At 69.6% G+C, this 17,588-nt stretch carries 18 protein-coding genes and 1 pseudogene; 6 read left to right on the top strand and 13 right to left on the bottom strand.

All coding sequences use genetic code 11. The annotated features are described in order from the left end of the window. Positions 1 to 58: 58 nt before the first annotated feature. Positions 59 to 280 carry a hypothetical protein gene (locus ACWPXK_RS29400; RefSeq protein WP_454199414.1) on the top strand — a complete coding sequence of 74 codons (222 nt, stop codon included), beginning with the start codon at positions 59 to 61 and terminating at the stop codon, positions 278 to 280. Positions 281 to 509: 229 nt separating this feature from the next. Here the strand turns inward: ACWPXK_RS29400 and ACWPXK_RS29395 are convergent, their stop codons facing one another. Beyond that, positions 510 to 674 (bottom strand): hypothetical protein, encoded by a 165-nt coding sequence (locus ACWPXK_RS29395; RefSeq protein WP_454199413.1) that lies wholly within the window; start codon positions 672 to 674, stop codon positions 510 to 512. 119 nt (positions 675 to 793) lie between these two features. Between ACWPXK_RS29395 and ACWPXK_RS29390 the strand changes: the two genes are divergently transcribed. Continuing rightward, on the top strand, positions 794 to 1,468 hold the full coding sequence (locus tag ACWPXK_RS29390) for a class I SAM-dependent methyltransferase (protein ID WP_454199412.1): 675 nt from the start codon (positions 794 to 796) through the stop codon (positions 1,466 to 1,468). A gap of 234 nt (positions 1,469 to 1,702) precedes the next feature. Here ACWPXK_RS29390 and ACWPXK_RS29385 read toward each other — a convergent pair whose 3' ends face one another. Then, a complete protein-coding gene (locus tag ACWPXK_RS29385; protein WP_454199411.1) occupies positions 1,703 to 2,779 on the bottom strand; it encodes a DNA glycosylase AlkZ-like family protein in 1,077 nt (358 codons plus the stop codon). Between the two features lie 174 nt (positions 2,780 to 2,953). After that, positions 2,954 to 3,424, bottom strand: a complete 471-nt coding sequence (locus tag ACWPXK_RS29380; RefSeq protein ID WP_454199410.1) for a winged helix-turn-helix transcriptional regulator — start codon at positions 3,422 to 3,424, stop codon at positions 2,954 to 2,956. 105 nt (positions 3,425 to 3,529) lie between these two features. Here ACWPXK_RS29380 and ACWPXK_RS29375 point away from each other — a divergent pair, with 105 nt between their 5' ends. Beyond that, positions 3,530 to 4,783 (top strand): cytochrome P450, encoded by a 1,254-nt coding sequence (locus ACWPXK_RS29375; protein ID WP_454199409.1) that lies wholly within the window; start codon positions 3,530 to 3,532, stop codon positions 4,781 to 4,783. Positions 4,784 to 4,916: 133 nt separating this feature from the next. On the opposite strand, the gene ACWPXK_RS29370 is transcribed toward ACWPXK_RS29375, so the two are convergent. The 3 genes and pseudogenes from ACWPXK_RS29370 to ACWPXK_RS29360 form a co-directional block, all read right to left on the bottom strand. Next, positions 4,917 to 5,570 (bottom strand): SDR family NAD(P)-dependent oxidoreductase, encoded by a 654-nt coding sequence (locus tag ACWPXK_RS29370; RefSeq protein ID WP_454199408.1) that lies wholly within the window; start codon positions 5,568 to 5,570, stop codon positions 4,917 to 4,919. A 57-nt stretch (positions 5,571 to 5,627) separates the two neighbouring features. Beyond that, the gene (locus ACWPXK_RS29365; protein WP_454199635.1) at positions 5,628 to 6,080 is read right to left on the bottom strand and encodes an SRPBCC family protein; all 453 of its coding nucleotides are present in this window, start codon (positions 6,078 to 6,080) and stop codon (positions 5,628 to 5,630) included. 432 nt (positions 6,081 to 6,512) lie between these two features. Next, positions 6,513 to 6,908: pseudogene (locus ACWPXK_RS29360) on the bottom strand (FUSC family protein); the annotation flags it as partial. 939 nt (positions 6,909 to 7,847) lie between these two features. On the opposite strand from ACWPXK_RS29360, the gene ACWPXK_RS29355 reads away from it, so the two are divergent. Then, complete coding sequence (locus tag ACWPXK_RS29355) at positions 7,848 to 9,266, top strand: amidase (protein ID WP_454199407.1); 1,419 nt, start codon at positions 7,848 to 7,850, stop codon at positions 9,264 to 9,266. A 77-nt stretch (positions 9,267 to 9,343) separates the two neighbouring features. After that, the gene (locus tag ACWPXK_RS29350; protein WP_454199406.1) at positions 9,344 to 10,147 is read left to right on the top strand and encodes a class I SAM-dependent methyltransferase; all 804 of its coding nucleotides are present in this window, start codon (positions 9,344 to 9,346) and stop codon (positions 10,145 to 10,147) included. A gap of 1 nt (position 10,148) precedes the next feature. Here the strand turns inward: ACWPXK_RS29350 and ACWPXK_RS29345 are convergent, their stop codons facing one another. The 7 genes from ACWPXK_RS29345 to ACWPXK_RS29315 all read right to left on the bottom strand — a co-directional run bounded on the left by ACWPXK_RS29345 (position 10,149) and on the right by ACWPXK_RS29315 (position 15,992). Continuing rightward, entirely contained in the window at positions 10,149 to 11,162 is a 1,014-nt protein-coding gene (locus ACWPXK_RS29345) for a cation diffusion facilitator family transporter (protein WP_454199405.1), read from the bottom strand. A 195-nt stretch (positions 11,163 to 11,357) separates the two neighbouring features. Beyond that, complete coding sequence (gene crcB, locus ACWPXK_RS29340; protein WP_454199404.1) at positions 11,358 to 11,726, bottom strand: fluoride efflux transporter CrcB; 369 nt, start codon at positions 11,724 to 11,726, stop codon at positions 11,358 to 11,360. A 109-nt stretch (positions 11,727 to 11,835) separates the two neighbouring features. Then, complete coding sequence (locus ACWPXK_RS29335; protein WP_454199403.1) at positions 11,836 to 12,144, bottom strand: fluoride efflux transporter FluC; 309 nt, start codon at positions 12,142 to 12,144, stop codon at positions 11,836 to 11,838. A gap of 372 nt (positions 12,145 to 12,516) precedes the next feature. Next, positions 12,517 to 12,963 (bottom strand): universal stress protein, encoded by a 447-nt coding sequence (locus ACWPXK_RS29330; protein ID WP_454199402.1) that lies wholly within the window; start codon positions 12,961 to 12,963, stop codon positions 12,517 to 12,519. 57 nt (positions 12,964 to 13,020) lie between these two features. Further along, positions 13,021 to 14,373, bottom strand: a complete 1,353-nt coding sequence (locus tag ACWPXK_RS29325; RefSeq protein WP_454199401.1) for a flavin monoamine oxidase family protein — start codon at positions 14,371 to 14,373, stop codon at positions 13,021 to 13,023. A 344-nt stretch (positions 14,374 to 14,717) separates the two neighbouring features. Next, on the bottom strand, positions 14,718 to 15,305 hold the full coding sequence (locus tag ACWPXK_RS29320) for a TetR/AcrR family transcriptional regulator (protein ID WP_454199400.1): 588 nt from the start codon (positions 15,303 to 15,305) through the stop codon (positions 14,718 to 14,720). Then, the gene (locus ACWPXK_RS29315) at positions 15,306 to 15,992 is read right to left on the bottom strand and encodes a crotonase/enoyl-CoA hydratase family protein (RefSeq protein WP_454199399.1); all 687 of its coding nucleotides are present in this window, start codon (positions 15,990 to 15,992) and stop codon (positions 15,306 to 15,308) included. It lies immediately after the preceding gene. Between the two features lie 227 nt (positions 15,993 to 16,219). Between ACWPXK_RS29315 and ACWPXK_RS29310 the strand changes: the two genes are divergently transcribed. Continuing rightward, positions 16,220 to 17,551, top strand: coding sequence for a phthiocerol/phthiodiolone dimycocerosyl transferase family protein (locus tag ACWPXK_RS29310; protein WP_454199398.1), 1,332 nt, complete (start codon positions 16,220 to 16,222; stop codon positions 17,549 to 17,551). The last annotated feature ends 37 nt before the right edge of the window (positions 17,552 to 17,588 follow it).

Genomic DNA, 17,588 nt, shown 5'->3' with positions numbered 1-17,588 from the left:
GGTGCCCGTGAGGAGTCGACCAATGCCTCGTCCGGAAAGGTGTAGGAGGCGATAGGCCATGACCGCCGAGGGATGGTCCCGACCCGTAGGTGATGTGCACCTACGGATCTGGCTGTCCGGCGTGGCCTTCGACTACGCGGCGACCGCTGCGGCGGCAGCCAATTTGGTCCAGGATTGGACGCGCAATCGTTGGTGCACGATCGAAGTGATCCGCAGCACCATCGAGGACCGTCGGCTGCTGCCGCGCCTGCCGTGCGAACGATTGTTCCTCGGGCCGTGACCGGGCTGGGACGCCATCGCTGAGTGCGCGATCGCCCAGGTGCATACCGAGCCAGCAGCCCACGACGAACCCGCCGATGCGGCCCGTGCTGCCACTACGGAGCCCGAGATCATCCGCTACTGCCAGCCGGGCGCATGCCGAGCCGGGCCGACGACGAATCCACTGTCACCGGCCGGCGCCGCCTGGGCGCGGACGTGGCACGGTTCCGCTCGACCGTGCCACGCCGTGCTCACTCGTCCATGCCGCTGTGCCCGCGCGGCGTCGACTCGTCGGTCTCCAGCTCTTCGTCGGCGGGATGCTCGTCGGCGTGCGTGGGCTTGGTGTGCTCGTCGGCGAAATCCGCGTCCTGCCGCATCGACTCCGCCGTGGTGGGATCGATATTCGGTGTGCTCATACCGGGCGCGTACCCGGTCATGGGCTGTCGACGCACGGGTCGCTGACCGTAGGCGGTCCCCGGGGTGCGGGCATTTCCGATCTTGACCTCGAGCGCGGTTGAGGATGGACCATGGAGTCATGACTCGTCCCGCTGATTTCTGGAACTCCGTCTACGACAATGACACCGCCCCGTGGGTGATCGGCGAGCCGCAGCCCGCCATCGTCGAGCTCGAACGCGAGGGGTGGATCACCGGGCGTGTGCTCGATCCCGGGAGCGGTGCGGGTGAGCACACGATCCTGCTGACCAGACTGGGGTACGACGTGCGCGGGATCGACATGTCGCCCAGCGCCGTGGAGTATGCCCGCGCGAATGCCGCCGCCAAGGGCGTGCCGAGCGCCGCGTTCGAGGTGGCCGACGCGCTGGCGCTCGGCGACCGGCCGGATCTCGCCGGTGACCCGCCCGGCTCCGCGCCCGCGTTCGACACCATCGTCGACAGCGCGTTGTTCCATGTTTTCGGGACCGAGGACGCCGAGCGCGCCGCGTACGTCCGCAGCCTGCACGCGGTCTGCAAGCCCGGCGGCACCCTCCATGTCCTCGCGCTCTCGGACGCGGAGCCCGGGTTCGGTCCCCGGATCAGCGACGCTCTGATCCGGGACTCCTTCCGCGACGGCTGGACGGTGGAGGACCTGCGTCCCACGCGCTACCGGGGACGGGTCACCGACGCGGTGGCCCAGAACACGGAAGGCCTGGAGGTCTCCGAGTCCGGCAAAGTCGACCTCGCCGCGTGGCTGGCCAGGATCCGCCGCCGATAGCGCAGGCACGCTGTTTCCGGCGACACGCTGACCCGTCTTGCCGAGGTGCGACGGCTGCACTAGCGTCCTGCTCTCGCGAGACCACTCGGTCTCCAACCCCGGTGCGACGTGCCCGCGGCACGACGTGGGACCCGCGTTCATGATCGGAGCCGATTCGATGGCGATGCTGCTGTACTACGTCCTGCTGCCGCTCTATCTAGCCGAAGCCTTCTTCCGTCCGCTGGACTGAGCGGGTCAGTTCCAGCGCATCGCAGGCGGATCGGCTCCGGCGGTCTCGGCCATCAGACCGGCACTGTTCTCGGTGTCCGCCCGCTGTCGTGCCGACAGCGGCTCGAAACAGGTGATGGCCAGTTCGTTCTCGGCACGCCGGTACCGCCAGGTGCCGATCACCTCACCGGCGGACAGCACCGCACCGGGCGCGGCGAGGGCACGCCACACCTCATGGCGGCGCGCACGATCCGGTACCAGTAGTTCACGATCGACCTGACGGAGATAGCCGTCGTTCGGCGGTACCAGGACCACACCCTCGGCCTCGGGCGCCGACCGCAGCGCGTCCAGCAGCGGCTCGGGGAGATCGAAGCCGCGCCCTTCGATGCGCACGCGCACGAGGTCGGCGCCGAGTGTCTTCCACGCGGCGGTGGGATCGCTGCCCAGCCAGTCACGGAACTGCGTTCGCGTGGTCGGGCCGTTCACCCGAAAGTACGCCTCCAGCAATGCGAGCCGCGGATGCCCGACCTGCCCGCGCTGATGTTCCGGAGCCGGGTGGAGCACGGTCGCCCGCTGCCGGGTAGCGAGGACTATCCGGGCCCGGCATCCGGCGGCACGGAACAATCCATCCGGCACATGCGTGGCCCGGCAGCGCTGACACCAGGTCACCAACCCCGGGCGGACCCGGGCGGTGACCTCGGTGCTGGCTCGGCCTTTGGTAATCGGCGCGGTCACCACCGCCGTCAGCGCGGCCGCGACCTCCTCGACGGTCGCGAGATACGCCGACCCGCCCTCGTCCGCCGCCACCGGGGCAACCGCGTCGCACACCGTGTCCAGGCTGGTCAGCGGATGGGCATGCGGAGCACCCCGCACTGACCAAACACTCACCAGCGGGCCTTCCGGCCGGACCGCCTCGGTGACGGGCGTACCGCCGATCACCGCGGTGCGCTGGATCAGCGACTGCTCCGGCCCGCCGCCACGTCCACCTTGCACACCGAGCAGCAGGAGATCATCGAGCGCGTCGGTACGGTCCGCGCTCAAACCTTGCCCCTGCCAGCGGAATCCGAGCCAATGAGATCGGTCGACGGCGATCGCTTGCGCCATAGGCCCACTCTATTGCCTCCTACCGCCGCACCCGGTGCGCTCGACACCAGCTGCTACGTGCCCCGTGTATGCCGCCCGTGCGCCTCAGGTCCAGGCACCCAGGTGGTTCGAAACGCCGGGCCGGTCACGTCGGCCACATCGACGCCCTCAGCGCGTTACGGGGCTACGCCCTGGTCAACCGGCCCGTTCGGCGCCCGGCGGCTGATGGAAGCCCGGCCCGGCCTTGGGTTCGACCTCGCGCGGGTCGAGCGGCTCGCGGCAGTGGTCGCAAACCAGCAGCGGTGCGGTCTCGTGCCCGCACCGGCGATGTTCGAGGACGATCGGCGGGCCTTCCGCACCGACCAGGTGCTTGTCGCCCCAGACCATCATCGAGATGACGATCGGATACAGCTCGCGGCCCGCGGCGGTGAGGTGGTAGTCGACACGTCCGCCGCCGTGGTCGGTGCGGGTGAGGATGCCCGCGTCGATCAGCATGCGCAGGCGGCTGGTGAGCAGGTTGCGGTTGGTGATGCCGATGTTGCGGGCGAAATCGCTGAAGCGGTGCACTCCGAAGAACGCCTCGGCGATCAGCAGGATGGTCCACCGGTCGCCGAGCAGTTCGACCACGCGGGTGACCGAATCGTCGACCGGGCGCCGGAGTGTCATGGCGACATTTTCGCATCCCGCGCCGGTATTGCCTTCCTACCGTCGGTATCGGAATAATACCAACAAGCCCGGCGCCGATTCCGGGACGGACAGCTGGGAGTGTCGATGACGACCACGAACCACCCGACCGATGACTATGTGCGGCTGCTCGACCCCGCGGTGCGGGCGGACCCGTACCCCCTCCTGGCCCGGCTGCGCGAGTCCGGTCCGTTCCGGATCGGCACCGCACCCGTGGTCGTACTGACCCGCTATGACGACTGCGCCGCCATGCTGCGCGACCCACGGGCCAGCGTCGACCGGTCGCTTGCGCGGTTGCAGCTCGGTTCCATGCCCATCTACGACGGGACGCGCGAAGACGGTGCCGCACAGGCGAAACCCTCGTTCCTGTTCCTCGATCCGCCGGACCACACCCGCCTGCGCCGGCTGGTGTCGAAGGCGTTCACCCCGCGCGTCGTGCGTCGGCTGGAGCCGCGGATCGCCGAGATCGTCGACGATCTGCTCGACCAGCGCGCCCACGCGGGCACCTTCGACGCGGTCGACCACTTGGCCTATCCGCTCCCCGTGACGGTGATCTGTGAACTGCTCGGCGTGCCGCTGGAAGACGAAGCGCGACTCAGCAATTGGTCCGCGCTGCTGTCGCGCACTCTCGACCCGACCTCCCGCGCGGCTCCCCAGTTCCGCGCCGACCCGGCCGAAATCCAGCGCGCGGGCATCGAATTGCACGCCTACTTCGAAGAACTCACCGAGCGCCGCCGCCACACGCCGGGCCAGGACCTGCTCTCCGAACTCATCGCGGCCGAGGACGCCGGTGACGTGCTCACCCACGCGGAGCTGATCTCGACCTGCGCGCTGCTACTTGTGGCGGGACATGAGACCACGGTCAACCTCATCGCCAACGCGACTCTCGCCTTGCTGCGCAGGCCACACGAACTCGCCGCACTACGCGCGGACCCGGGCCGGGGGCCCGGCGTGGTCGAGGAGACGCTGCGCTTCGACCCTCCGGTTCAGCTGATCCCGCGCATCGCCGCCGACGATCTGACCATCGGCGGCATGGACATCCAGCGTGGCGATCTCGTGGTGCTGCTGATCGCCGCCGCACACCGCGATCCCGCGGTGTTCGCCGACCCCGACCGATTCGACCCGGCACGCGACAACCGCCACCTGGCCTTCGGACTCGGGGCCCACTTCTGCGTCGGCGCGCCGCTGGCCCGCTTGGAGGCGCGGGTAGCGCTGACCCGGTTCGCCCAGCGCGTCGAATCCCCATCGCTACCCATGGACCCTCCGCGCTACCGGGAACACGTCAATCTGCGTGGACCCGCGCAGCTACCAATCGAATTCGCGGCCATCCGACCGCGGTAGCACCAGGCTCAGCGACGGCCTGCCCTGGTTCGTGCAAACGTCGGCTCCCGCCGCTCCGTCGCACTTTCGGTAATGCGTCGATCTGCGTGGGCCCGGCCTGCCGGATTCAGCGCACGAGCCGGGTAGACGGAACTCAGCCGTCGTAGGAGACGTGCGGTGTCCATGCGTCGGCGGGCCGGGTGGCCGCCGCGTGCAGCGCCGCGGCGACGCGATCCCGGGTGAAGGCTCCTTCGCCGAGCATGCCGTTGATCTGCACGGCGGCGGCGCGGATGCCCGCGGGGGCCAGTGTGGTGTCCAGGCTGGTCACCAAGTTGCGCACCGCCGCCTTCTGGACGCCGAGCGAGGCGGCCTGATGCCACGGCTCGTCCGCGGCCGCGCTGCCCGTGACGAGCACGCGGGATCCCTCGCCCAGGAAGGGACGTGCGGCCTGGACGGCGGGCAGCAGCGCCGCGGCGCCGACGGTGAAGTCCGCGATCAGTTCGGGAACCGACAGGTGCAGCGGATCGGCCTGACGGAAGACGCTCGGGTTGAAGTGCAGTACGTCGATGCGACCGTGGCGCTCACCCACTCCGGTGACGACGCGGCCCACGTCGACGGGATCGGTCAGGTCCACCCCGACGCCCTCGGCGTCGAATCCCTGCCCGCGCAACTGCGCCGCCAGCGGTTCCGCCTCCTGTGGAAAGCGACAGGCCAGCACAGTGGCGAACCCGTCATCCGCGAACAAGCGGGCAACCGACAGCCCGAGGCCGGGACCGGCGCCGAGCACGAGAAGCACAGGAGCAGTCATGGTTGTCGAGCCTAGGTCCGCGGCCTCGGCCGCGCCGAACGGCGCTGTGCCGAGCGGTTATTCGGCCACGGCCTTGATGCGGTTCAGCGTCTCGCGCATGCCCTCGACGTTCGTCTTGCCGCGCGTCCATCCGGCCAGCAGCCAGTACAGCCGCAGCACCGGGCTGTCGTGCAGCTGGAACGACTCGGTCACGTCGGTGCCGCCGTCCACCGGCTCGAGGACATAGCGCCAGGTGTTGACCTGCATGCCGCCTGGACCGAGCACGGTGAACGCGAATTCACGGCCGGGCTCGCAGGCGACGATCCGGCACACCGTCCAATACTTCAGTCCCCAGCCATTGCGGTTGACGTGCCCGCGGAACTTCACGCCCACCGCCGGGCCGGTGGCGCCACCGAGCCACTCCGCCGCGAACGTCTCGGGACTGAACCGCCCGGTGTTCTCGATGTCGCTGATCAGTTCCCAGATCTTGTCGGCCGGGGCGGCCATCCGGACCGTCACGCTGTCGTGCATGCGCCGAAGCCTAATGGGGGCTGAGCGAAGGCGGAGGTACCGCCCAGGAGGCAGCCGGTTCGGCGCCGATGGTCCGGGAAGCGCCGATTCCAGGCGGGCTGCCCAGCCGGCCACGTCGGTGAGCCGCTCACCCGGCTGCAGCACCCAGCAGGCGGCGAGCAGGTCATGGCCGAAGTGCGCGAGGGCGGCATGCTCCGGCCAGTACTCGCGGGTCCACTCAGGGTCATCGGTCGCCGAGTCGATACCGCTGCGGACCACGCCGACCAGCTCGAATTGCAATCGCTGGACCAGCATCCACGCCTCGGTGTCCATCGGCTCGCGTCGCAGCCTGCCGAGCAGAGCGCGGGCGTCGGCGACCGCGCGGCGTTCCATCCAGTGGAAGGTGCGCCGATGCCCGTGCGGCGCGACGCAGTACAGCGCGAACACCGCCACCACGACACCGAGCACCGTCTCCACCAGACGATCCCGGATCACCGGCCCGATCGGTCCATCGGTGGTGGCGACACCGCCCGCGATCAGCGCGACCGGGGTGATGAACACGACGGCCAGCGCGTAGTTGCGCGGGACGAACAGCTCGATGCAGAACTGCAGCATGGCGATGAGCACGACCAGCGCATAGCCGGTGGGCCCGAGTTGGTAGATGAGCGCGAACAGGCCGAGGCCGACGACGGTGCCGACGAAACGGTGGACGGCGCGCACCTGCCCGTGCACCCGATCCGGCCCGGTCTGCAACACGATCAGCGCGCTGAGCACCGCCCAGTGCGGCCGCTCCGGACCCAGCCACCCGCTGAGCGCACCCGCGCCGAGGCAGCCCACCGCGACGCGCATCGCGCTGATCGCCGCATGCGAGGAGAACGACAGCGAACGCCGCAGCCGGAAACCCACACTCGGACGGGCGAACGAAACCAACGGATCGACGAGCAGATCGTCGGTGTCGTCGGCGGGGGCGAACCCGGCGAGCGTGCGCCGCGCACGCTGCAAGGTGGCCAACAGCGTCGCTTCCCCGGGGTCACTCGGCACGCCACCGTCGTAGACCGCGGCCCATGCGTCGGCCATCGCGGCGCCGGCTCGGTGACGTAGATCGATAGCGGAGCCGCCCGTCTCCCTGGCCGCGACATACGCGTCCACCGCGCGCACGGCCTCCTCGACCGCCATGCGTTCGGGTTTGCGGTGATCACCAAGCATTCCGGCCATCGAAACGATGATCGAAGCGAGCACACCGGATGCCGTGCAGAGCAGCAGTGTCACCAACGACGCGCCGGATTCCACGGCTTTCATCGCGCCCGCGCAGACCAATGCGAAGAACAGCGCGCCCGGCGGACCGAGCCGCAGCGCGTCGATCACGAAGACGGCGACCACCGCGACCGCCGACACCACGACCACCATGACCAGCGAAGCGCCGAATCCGGTGGTGAGCAGTTCGCCGACCAGTCCACCCAGGCCACACGAGGCGAGCAGCGCCAGACCGGCCGCCAGCACCACCCGGCCGCGCACCCGGAACGGCCGTCCCTCGCCGTAGAGCACGGCGAAGGCGCCGAAGATGACGAACACCGCCGCCTCCGGATTGCCGAGTCCGGTGACGAGCGCGGCGGGGAAGGCGAACGCCACGGCGGCACGCAGTGCCGGGCTCCACCGTCTGCCCGCGGGTGGCAGAGCGAACGGCTGTGTGCCGACACGGCCCTTCGGCGGCACCGGATCCGGATGTGTCGCTGGCACCTGCTGTCCTTTCTGATCTGGAGGACCTGGTGCACAGACTAGATTCGGTACATGACCGCCGGCGCTCATATTCCGCTACCCACGCGCGTCCACGCCTTCGGCGACGACGCGCTCGGCGAGCACGACGCGGTCGCACTCGCCGCGCTGGTGCGCGACGGAGCGGTCTCGCCGCGCGAACTCGCCGACGCCGCGGTGGCGCGCGCCCACCAGGTCGAGCGGCTGGCCGCGGTCGCCTACCCGAGCTACGCGAAACCGCTGATCCCCGCCGAGCGGACCGGCGCCTTCTACGGCGTGCCCACGTTCGTCAAAGACAACACCGATGTCGCGGGCATGCCGACCAATCAGGGCACCGCGGCCTTCCACGCCACACCCGCCCGGGCGCACAGCGGCTACACCCGGCAGTTCCTCAGCACGGGCCTGACCGTGCTCGGCAAGAGCGCCATGCCCGAGTTCGGCTTCAACGCCAGTACCGAGCCGCCGCACGCCCCGCCCACGCGCAATCCGTGGCACACCGGGTTTTCGGTGGGCGGGTCGTCCGGCGGGGCGGCCGCACTGGTGGCGGCCGGGGTCGTTCCGATCGCGCACGGCAATGACGGCGGCGGGTCGATCCGCATTCCGGCCGCCTGTGCCGGATTGGTCGGTTTGAAGCCGAGCCGTGGACGACACGTCGCGTCGGGGCTGGCACGTACGCTGCCGATCGACATCGTCAGCGAGGGAGTGCTGACCAGAACGGTGCGCGATACGGCGGCGTATGCCGCTGCCGCCGAGCGCTATTGGCGCAACCCCGCACTGCGGCCGATCGGCCGCGTCGAAGGGCCCGCGACCCGGCGGATGCGGATCGCGCTCGTGCTCGACAACATCGCGGGGCCGCTCGCGGCCGGTCCGACCCGGGATGCCGTCGAAAAGGTGGCCCGCACCCTCGAATCCAGTGGTCATTCGGTCGAGCCTGTGCGGCTGCCGTTCGACGTGGCGATCGAAAACGCCTTCCTGCACTATTGGGCGCTGCTCGCGGCAGCGATCACCACGACGGGAAAGCTGCTCGATCGGCGTTTCGACGCGCGGCGCGTGGACGATCTGACCATCGGCCTGCGCGGCCTCTTCCTGCGCCGGGCCCTGCACGCTCCGCTGACGCTCTACCGACTACGCGCGGCGGCCGCCACGTACGAGCGGGCGCTCGGCCCCTACGACGCGGTGCTGCTCCCAGCGCTCGGCCACACCACTCCGGAACTCGGGTACCTCAGTCCGACCGTGCCATTCGACGAACTGATCGACCGGCTGCGCGCCTACGTCTGCTTCACCCCCATCAACAACATCACCGGAACACCCGCCATCACGGTTCCGGCGGGCCGCACCACCGCCGGGCTCCCCATCGGCGTCCAGTTCGCCGCCACCCGGGGCAACGAACGCACCTTGCTGGAATTGGCCTACCTGGTGGAGTCCGAGCAGCCGTTCCCTCGCCTGCATCGCTGACCAAGCAGAATTAGGTTAGGCTTAGTTGAATTTGGTTTTCATTATGTAGGCGGCCGAAGGCCGGGGAGGACGAAACCATGAACGTCCAATTGGCGGGAGTCCCGGAGACAATGCTGTGGACGCTCTACAACCGAGCGTCGGAAGCGAAACGGGCGGACGGCATCCTGCGCGACCCGGACTGCGTCCGGATCTTCGACGCACTCGACTACGACTACGAGCGGGCGTTCGGCGCTCCCGACGGCACGCACGCGGTCCGGTCGCTGCGCTTCGACCAGGGGCTGCGCCCCTGGCTGGCGGCGCACCCCGGCGGGACCGTCGTCGAGCTCGCCTCCGGGTTGGAGACCCAGTTCCAGCGGTGCGACGACGGACAGGTGCGCTGGCTGTGCGTGGACGTCCCCGAAGGCATCGCGCTGCGGGAACGATTCCTGCCGCCGAGCGCGCGCTGCCGCCACCTGCCGATCAGCGCACTCGATCCCGCCTGGCTCGACGAGGTGGACACCGACCGCGGCGTGTTCGTCACGGCGCAGGGACTGTTCATGTACTTCGAGCCCAACGACGTGCGGCGCCTGTGCGCCACGATCTTCGACCGCCTGCCGGGCGTGGAGTTGATGTTCGACATAATCCCGCCGTGGTTCTCCCGCAAGACTCTCCGGGGGTTCGGCAAGACGTCGCACTACACCGCTCCGCCGATGCCGTGGGGCGTCCAGCGCAGCCGGGTGACCCGGCTGCTGCACGAGTGGAGCCCGCGGGTGGCCGAGGTGACCGTCTCGTCCTTCGGACCTTCCCGCGGGCCGCTCGCGGTGAGTCTGCCGCTGTTCGAACGTCTTCCGGTGCTGCGCGACATTCCGCCCGCCATAGTCCACGCGCGTGGTGTGCGGTAGGTCAGGGGGCGCTGATACCTGCCGCGGACGACGGACGGTCGCGGTGCACCGGACCGTGAGCGTCGTCGCAATGGCCATCCAGCACCGGAAGGAGGCGCTGCGCGGCCGGGGCCGCCGAGGAGGTGACGCCGTGACTGTGGTCGACCTGCAATGTGGTGTGGGTGATGCCGTAATCGTGGTCGAGCAGCCGCTCGATCCGCTGACGCAGCCCGTGGCAGTCGGCGCCCGGGCGGACCAGCACGTGCGCCGACAGCGCGATGTCGCCGGAGGTGATCTGCCAGACGTGCAGGTCGTGCACCTCGTCGACGCCCTCGATGTCGACGAGCCTGCGCCCGAGCACATCCGGATCCACACCCGCGGGTGCCGCCTCCAAGAAGATCCGGCTGGATTCGCGCACCAGCCCGAGCCCCGCCTTGACCATGAGGGCGACGACGACCAGCGTGGCGATCGCGTCCGCCCTGGCGAATCCGGTGGTCAGCACGACGAGGCCGGCCACGGCGGTGGCGATGAATCCGTAGAGGTCGTTGAGCACGTGCTGGAAGGCCCCCTCGACGTTGAGGCTGGACCGGTTGGCCTTGCTGATCGCCCAGGTGGCCGCGACATTGACCGCGACACCCGCCAACGCGGTCACCAGCACGAGCCCGCCGGTCACCTCCGGCGGCTCCAGCAGACGCCGCACCGCCTCGTAGCTGAGCCAGCCCGCCAGCACGAGCAGCGTGACACCATTGGCCTGTGCCGAGAGGATCTCGGCACGCTTGTAGCCGTAGGTGTACTTGCCGTTCGCGGGACGGGCGGCGAGCCGGATCGCGGCGAGCGCGAGCACGATGGCCGCGGCGTCGGTGAGCATGTGCGCCGCGTCGGACAGCAGCGCCAGCGAATTCGCCAGCACACCGATCACGACCTCGACCGCCATGAATCCGGCGATCAGGGCGAGCGCGACGGTCAGCCATCTGCGGTCGGCGTCACGGGATACCCCGTGTCCGTGTGCGTGGCCATGCCCGTGCTCGTGTCCCATCGACCCAACCCCTTCCCGTCACCGTAATGTATGCGCATATCTGCATTAGTCTGGGTCAGCTTAACGCAGCCCGACGGGCTAGTGGTGAACCAACCGAGTGACCTGGATCACGTCACAAACGGCTTTGCCAGCGCTGCAAGAAGATGACCACACGCGCTCCTCGACGGTTCACACGTCTGCGCCGGCAACGTTTCGTCAGCCGAACATGGCATGCACCAGAGCGTAGGAGGATACGGTGGCGGCCAGCCCGGCGGCCACGCCGACCACGACGTTCATCGCCGCGTAGAAATAGGCGCCGCGCTCCGCCAGCCGCACTGTTTCGTAGCTGAAGGTGCTGTAGGTGGTCAGTGCTCCGCAGAATCCGGTGCCGAGCAAGACGAACAGCGGCGTCGCCAGCGCGGTCCCCGCGCCGCTGAGCCCACCGAGCACCAGGCAGCCGATCAGGTTGACCAGGAATGTGCCCCACGGGAACAGGCTGTCGCGGCGATCCTGTACCGCGCGGTCGATGAGGTACCGCAGCGGCGCTCCGATCGCACCGCCCATGAGAACGAGCAGCACGCTCACGCTGTGCCCTCCTCGACATACGCGATCCTCAACTGGCCACCCGCACCGCCGCCGAACTCGGCACTCAGCCTCTCGGCGGTTACCCGAGGCGCGACATCGCGCCCGGCGCTCATGCCGACCGCACCCGCGCGCGGCGCAGACGCTCGTACCCGGCCCGGGTGAGCCACATCGCCGCGGCCGTGGCAAGCAGAGCACAGATCAACGTGCCCGCCGAGTAAGCGAAGGCGACGGCGATGGTGCCGGGCTGGAGGAGACCGCGGATCTCGTTGGCGTAGGTGGAGAAGGTGGTGAATCCGCCGAGGACGCCCACGCCGAGAAAAGGGCGCAGCAGCCGATGCGCCGCCCAGATCTCGGTGACCGCCACCATGAGGACGCCGATCAGAAAGCAACCGCTGACATTGGTGACGAATGTGGCCATGGGAAAGTGTCCAGGGTGGCGGCAACCCCTGGGCGAGACCATACCGAGCCAGCGCGCCGATCGCGCCGCCCGCGGCGATGACCAGCAGTACCACACCGTGGGTGCGCCAGAAGTCCCGCCATGGAGCGCGATTACGCGCGAGGGTATCGATCTCGATCGGTTCTTCGGTCAGTTCACCGGTCATAGATGTCTCCTACACGAACGGGTGTGGTGTTCGGGTAGGGACTGTCGGCGACGAATGCCGCGGTTGTTCCGGATGACCGGAGCGGCGAGCCCCACCGCCGCGTGGACGCCAGGATAGTCAACCGGCGACGCGACCCGAGTAGCGGCACCGGAGTTCGCGGGCGCGCCGAAGCCGGATCCCACGCATGCTCACCGCTGCTCATGCCCGTCGCCGTCGTGCGCGACGAGAACCGAGCAGCCCGCGTGCCTGGCGGCCTTCTCCGCGGTGCTGCCCATGAATCGGCCCCAGATGCCCGAGTGCCCGCTGCGCCCGAGAATCAGCAGGTCGGCATCGTGTTCCTCGGCGGCGGTAGCCAGTTCCCGCGCGGCCTGACCCGCGCGGATCTCCGCCTGCACCGCGATGCCGCGCTGTTCGGCGACCGCGGCGGCGGCGTTGAGCCACCGTCGGCAGGCCTGCTGTCCGATCGAGCGTTCGTCCTCGATCTCGCCGACCACCGGACCGTAGTGCGGCAGATACTCTTCGACGGCCACCACGGTGAGCGCGGAACGGTGCACCGCCGCCAGGTCGAGCGCCATCGTCAAGGCGGCTCGGGCGCCGGGTGAGTCGTCGTAGCCCACCACGATCCGCTGGAACACCCCTTCATTCTGGTCCCTCGGCCTCGGCCCGAGCCAGCATTCGGGCTACCCGGACGATCACGCCGCGGTCACGGATCGATGTACCGCCAGTACGTCGGCCGCCGCTCGCTCGCCGGAGCGGATCGCTCCCTCGATGTAGCCCGACCATTCCGTGGCGGTTTCGCTGCCTGCCCAGTGGATCGCTCCGACCGGTTGCCGCAGCGCCGAGCCCAAGGTGGTCAGCACGCCCGGCGGGAAGTAGGCGCCGTAGCCGCCGCGGGTGTACGGGTCGTCGGCCCAGATCTTTTCGTGCCACTCGATCGGGTCGCGGGCCGCGTGGCCGAAGGCGCGCACGAGCGAACCGACGATCATGACGCGTCGCTCGGACGCGGGCAGCGCGGCGAGCCGCTGTGCGGCCCGACCGGGAACCAGCGCGCCGAGCACGCCCGGCCCGCCGGGGCGGGTGGCGTCGAAGGTCACCGGCACCGGATCGTGCGGATTCAGCGATTGGCCGGTGAGCCCGTCGTCGCGCCAGAACGGCCGCTCGTAGACCGCGAAGGATTTCAGCACCGACCCCATCGGCACGCGCTGGGTCAATTGGTCACGGGCCCCGGGCAGCGGCGGATCGTAGGCGATGCGTCCGGCGATGGCCGGTGGCACCGCGACGATCACGTGTTCGGCGTGCACGTCACCGAATGCCCCGCCGACCTGGACCCCGTCGGCCTGCTGCCGGATCGACGTGACGGCAGCGCCGAGACGCAGCGCCTGGCCCAATTCCGCACCGATGGCCAGCGCGGGCGCGTCGGCTCCGTCGACGAACAGCCGGGTCACCGTCTGGGCCGTGATCCCGGCCTCGACGCCGCCGGCCGAACGGATCGTGGTCAGCAAGCCGAGCATCGAGACGCTGCCGACATCGACGCACAGTTCTTCGCCGATCATCACCTCGGCCAGGTGCCGGGCGCGCCGCTCGGGCAGATTCCGGCGCAACCAGGTCGCCGCCGTCATCGCGTCCAGGCGATCCGCGCCGGGCGTGGTCCACGGGCGCGCGAGATCCACGCGGGCGGCCATGCGTTCCAGCCGCCACATCGCCTGGGCCAGCACCACCAGGACGAGCGTGGGCAATGGCGGACGCGCGCCGGTGAACGGCCGCCGGACCACGCCTTCGACCAATAAGTCGACCCCGGTCGGCGGTGCATATGTCGCGGCGCCGTACTCCTCGGCCAGCGCGGCGAACCTGGTGTGCGCGCCCGAGATCCACTGTCCGCCGAGGTCCACCGCCCATCCGTCGCCGACCCGCGCGGTGAGCGTCCGGCCGCCGACCCGGTCAGCGGCTTCCAGGACGACGACGTCCCGCCCGGCCGCCCGCAACGCACGCGCCGCGCACAGCCCTGCGTACCCTGCACCGACGACAACCACGTCCGCGCGGTCCATGGTGGCCTCCCGTCGCCGCACCCCTGACTCGACAACCACTGTCGATCACGTACCGCCCGTGCGCAACCGGTCTGGACATCCGGCCGCGCGGGTAGCGACTTCCGCCGCCCGCGATGCCCACCAACGCGTGCCGAACCGGCGCAGTCGCGAGTCTTGCTGTCACAGCGCCGAGTCCGACAACCATCAGCAAGACACGGCGGCTCTCGCAGACAAGACGCGCAATCGGCCTGCGCGCTCTTGCTCCGCGCACCCTGTCGACCACGTCGATCCGGCGGCGACACCTACCCTCGACTGCTGAAACATGCTGCCACCGTTCGCGCCTCAGCCGCGTGGTTCCCGACCGGCTATCGCGTCAGCGCCGCGAGGGCGGCGACGGCGGCCTCCTGAAAGGTCGGTGCCAGCGTGCGCGGAGGCGCGGTGACGCGTCCGCGCACCCATTGGCGGCAGTACTCCTGCGCCGGTCCGACGCAGATAGCATGCGCCACCGGATAGCCGTGATCACCCACGTCCACCTCGCCGAGCAATTCTCGGTACCGGCGCTCCAACGCGGCGAAAAAGACCCGATTGTGCTGGGCCAGTTCGGGTTCCGCGGCATGCGCAACCTCGTCCGGCAGGGTGGCGAACAGGAAGCGGGCGAGGTCGCGATGATCTTCCACCCAGCCGAGATGAGCATCGAGCATCGCGCGGATCGCCTGCTCGGCGTCTACGCCCGGAGCGTCGAGGCGGTCGAGCACCGCGCGCTGATAGTCGAGCATGCCGGAGACGTAGACCGCGGCCGCGAGTTCTGCCTTGGAACCGAACGCGTGGAACATGCTGCCACTGGACAAGCCGAGCCGGTCGCGCACGCCCGCCACGGTGAACGCCGGATAGCCCTTGGCCAGAAGCTGTTCGGTAGCCTCGGCCAAGATCCGCTCGCGGGTGTCAACGGCCATTTATACCCCGAACTCGGAATCGATCCCGGACCGCACCGCCGCGAGCACTTGGGCGCGCACCCGCAGCTTGGTCCCCACGTGCGCCCCCAGGTCGATTCCGGTCAACCGGTGCGCTTCGGCCGTGGCGCGCGCGTGCAGTTCGTCCGCGTCGGCGACGAGCACATCGAGGAATCCCCATTCCCGTGCCTCCTCCGGACCGATCAGGATTCCGGTGTTCGCGGCCCGGTCGAATCCCGGCGCGGTGAGCCGATGCCGAGCTACTTCCACACCGTAGTGCGGAATGGTCAATCCGATCGCGACCTCGTTGAGGCCCACCTTGAAATCCCCCGCGACGCCGAAGCGCACGTCCGTCGCCAGCAGCGTGAACGCGCCCTGCGCGATCGCGTGCCCCGGGCACGCCGCGACCACGGGAAACGGAAATCCGAGCAGCCGATGGACGAGGTTGCCGCCTGCGCGCAGGGTCCGGCGGACGTCGTCCATCGAGCGGGAGAAAGTCGCCAGGTCATAGCCGGCGGAGAACATGCGGGGCCGCCCGGTGAGCAGAACGACCGCCCGATCCTCCTCGGCCCGGTCCAGCGCCGCCGCGATGTCGCGAATCATGTTCTCCGACATCACGTTCGCCTTGCCGTCGTCCAGCGGGATCGTGGCGACACCGCCATCGAGCCGGTAGGTGACGAGTCGAGTCATGACAGCCTCCTCTAGAGCAGGGCTCTAGAGTATCACTCTAGACGCGGGCCAGCTATCCGTGGGCGTCGGCGTCGACGCTTGGTCGCGAGCAGGTGTCGTTGTGGCAACGATCCGAAACAGCACCGCTCGATTGCCCGATAGAGGGCAGAGGGTGATGGTGCCGAAAGACCCTGGCGCGTCCTGGCTTCGGACTAGCCTCTCCGACAGGCTCAGGTGGAGGAAGCGACATGACCGCAGCAACCGTCATCCGTCCGCTGGCGCCGAGCGAGGCGATCTTCGCCAACAGCGAAGTCCTCGTCGGCTATTCGATCCGGGTGGCCGGTCGGCTGGACCTCACCGCGCTGTCGGCCGCGTTCGAGGCCGTGGTCCGCGCCAGGCCCATCCTCGCCGCCCGCCTGGAATCCGATGGGCTCGGCGGGCATCTGCTGCTCGAATCGCCGGGCGCGCCGCCGGAGATCTCGGTCGCCGACGGCGATCCCGAGCAGTTGCTCACCGGCGCCCGGTTGGATCAGCGCAGAACGCTCGGGGCGCTGTGCGTGGTGCTCGACGGCGACAAAGCGGGGATCACCTTGGTGACCCACCACAGCATCGCGGACGCCTATCATTCGCTGGCCGTGCTCGCCGAGCTGTGGTCCTGCTACACCGATCTCACCCGGGGCTGCCTACCCGAGCTCGCTGCGCGCGGATTCCCCCGGTCGGTGGAAGACCTGCTGCGCGAGCGCGGCGTCGAGAAGATCGACACGCCGGCGCTGCCGCCCCGTCCCGTCGGCGTCGCTCAGATCAACCCCGCCGACGATCCCGACTACCAGCTGCCCCGCACGGCCCGCTGCAGGCTGACCCGGGAGCAGACCGCGGCGCTGGTCGAACTCGGGCACCGGGAGAAGACCACGATCAACGGCCTCGCCTCCGCCGCGATCCTGCTCACCGAGGCCGAACTGCGCGGGCTGCCGCTGACCGAGCTGAGCTACACCTACTCGGTCGACCTGCGCAGCCGGGTGCGGCCGCCGATCGGCATGACCGAGGGCACCAACGTCCTCGGCTTCGCGAATTTCGTGCCGCCGCCCGGTGCGACGCTGGTCGGGTTGGCCCGCGGCATCAGCGACGCGTTGCGCGCCGGGATCGGCTCGGGCATCGTGCAGCAGACGCCGCTGCACATCCCGGAGATCGCCGCAGGGCCTCCGCCGAGCGCGCCGGGAATCGTGCTCGCCACCAACTGGGGCCGGGTACGCAGGCCACGGGTGCCGGACGCGCTGCGGATCACCGATTTCCGATCGATCATGCTCGGCAAGCCGGACAAGACCGGACACCGGCTCCAGCAGCCGAGCGGCACCATCATCATCAGCACCTTCGACGACCGGCTGAGCATCGAGATCCACCATCCCGACGAGACCACCGCCGAACAACGGGTGCGCGTGCGATTGCTCGCCGCGCACCTGTCGGCGTCCGGCCCTGGCACGCAGTGCCCACCGCCAAAGGCGCGCGGTCGGACGCTGCCGCTGCACAGCCGGGGCCATATCGAAGCGAAAGGCAGCGCGGAACACTCGGACGTACCGCGGTAATGTGCGCTGGACCGAAACCGGAAGCGGCCGAAAAGCG

Source organism: Nocardia sp. Marseille-Q1738, assembly GCF_965283145.1.
This window is presented reverse-complemented; position numbering and strand designations above follow the sequence as displayed.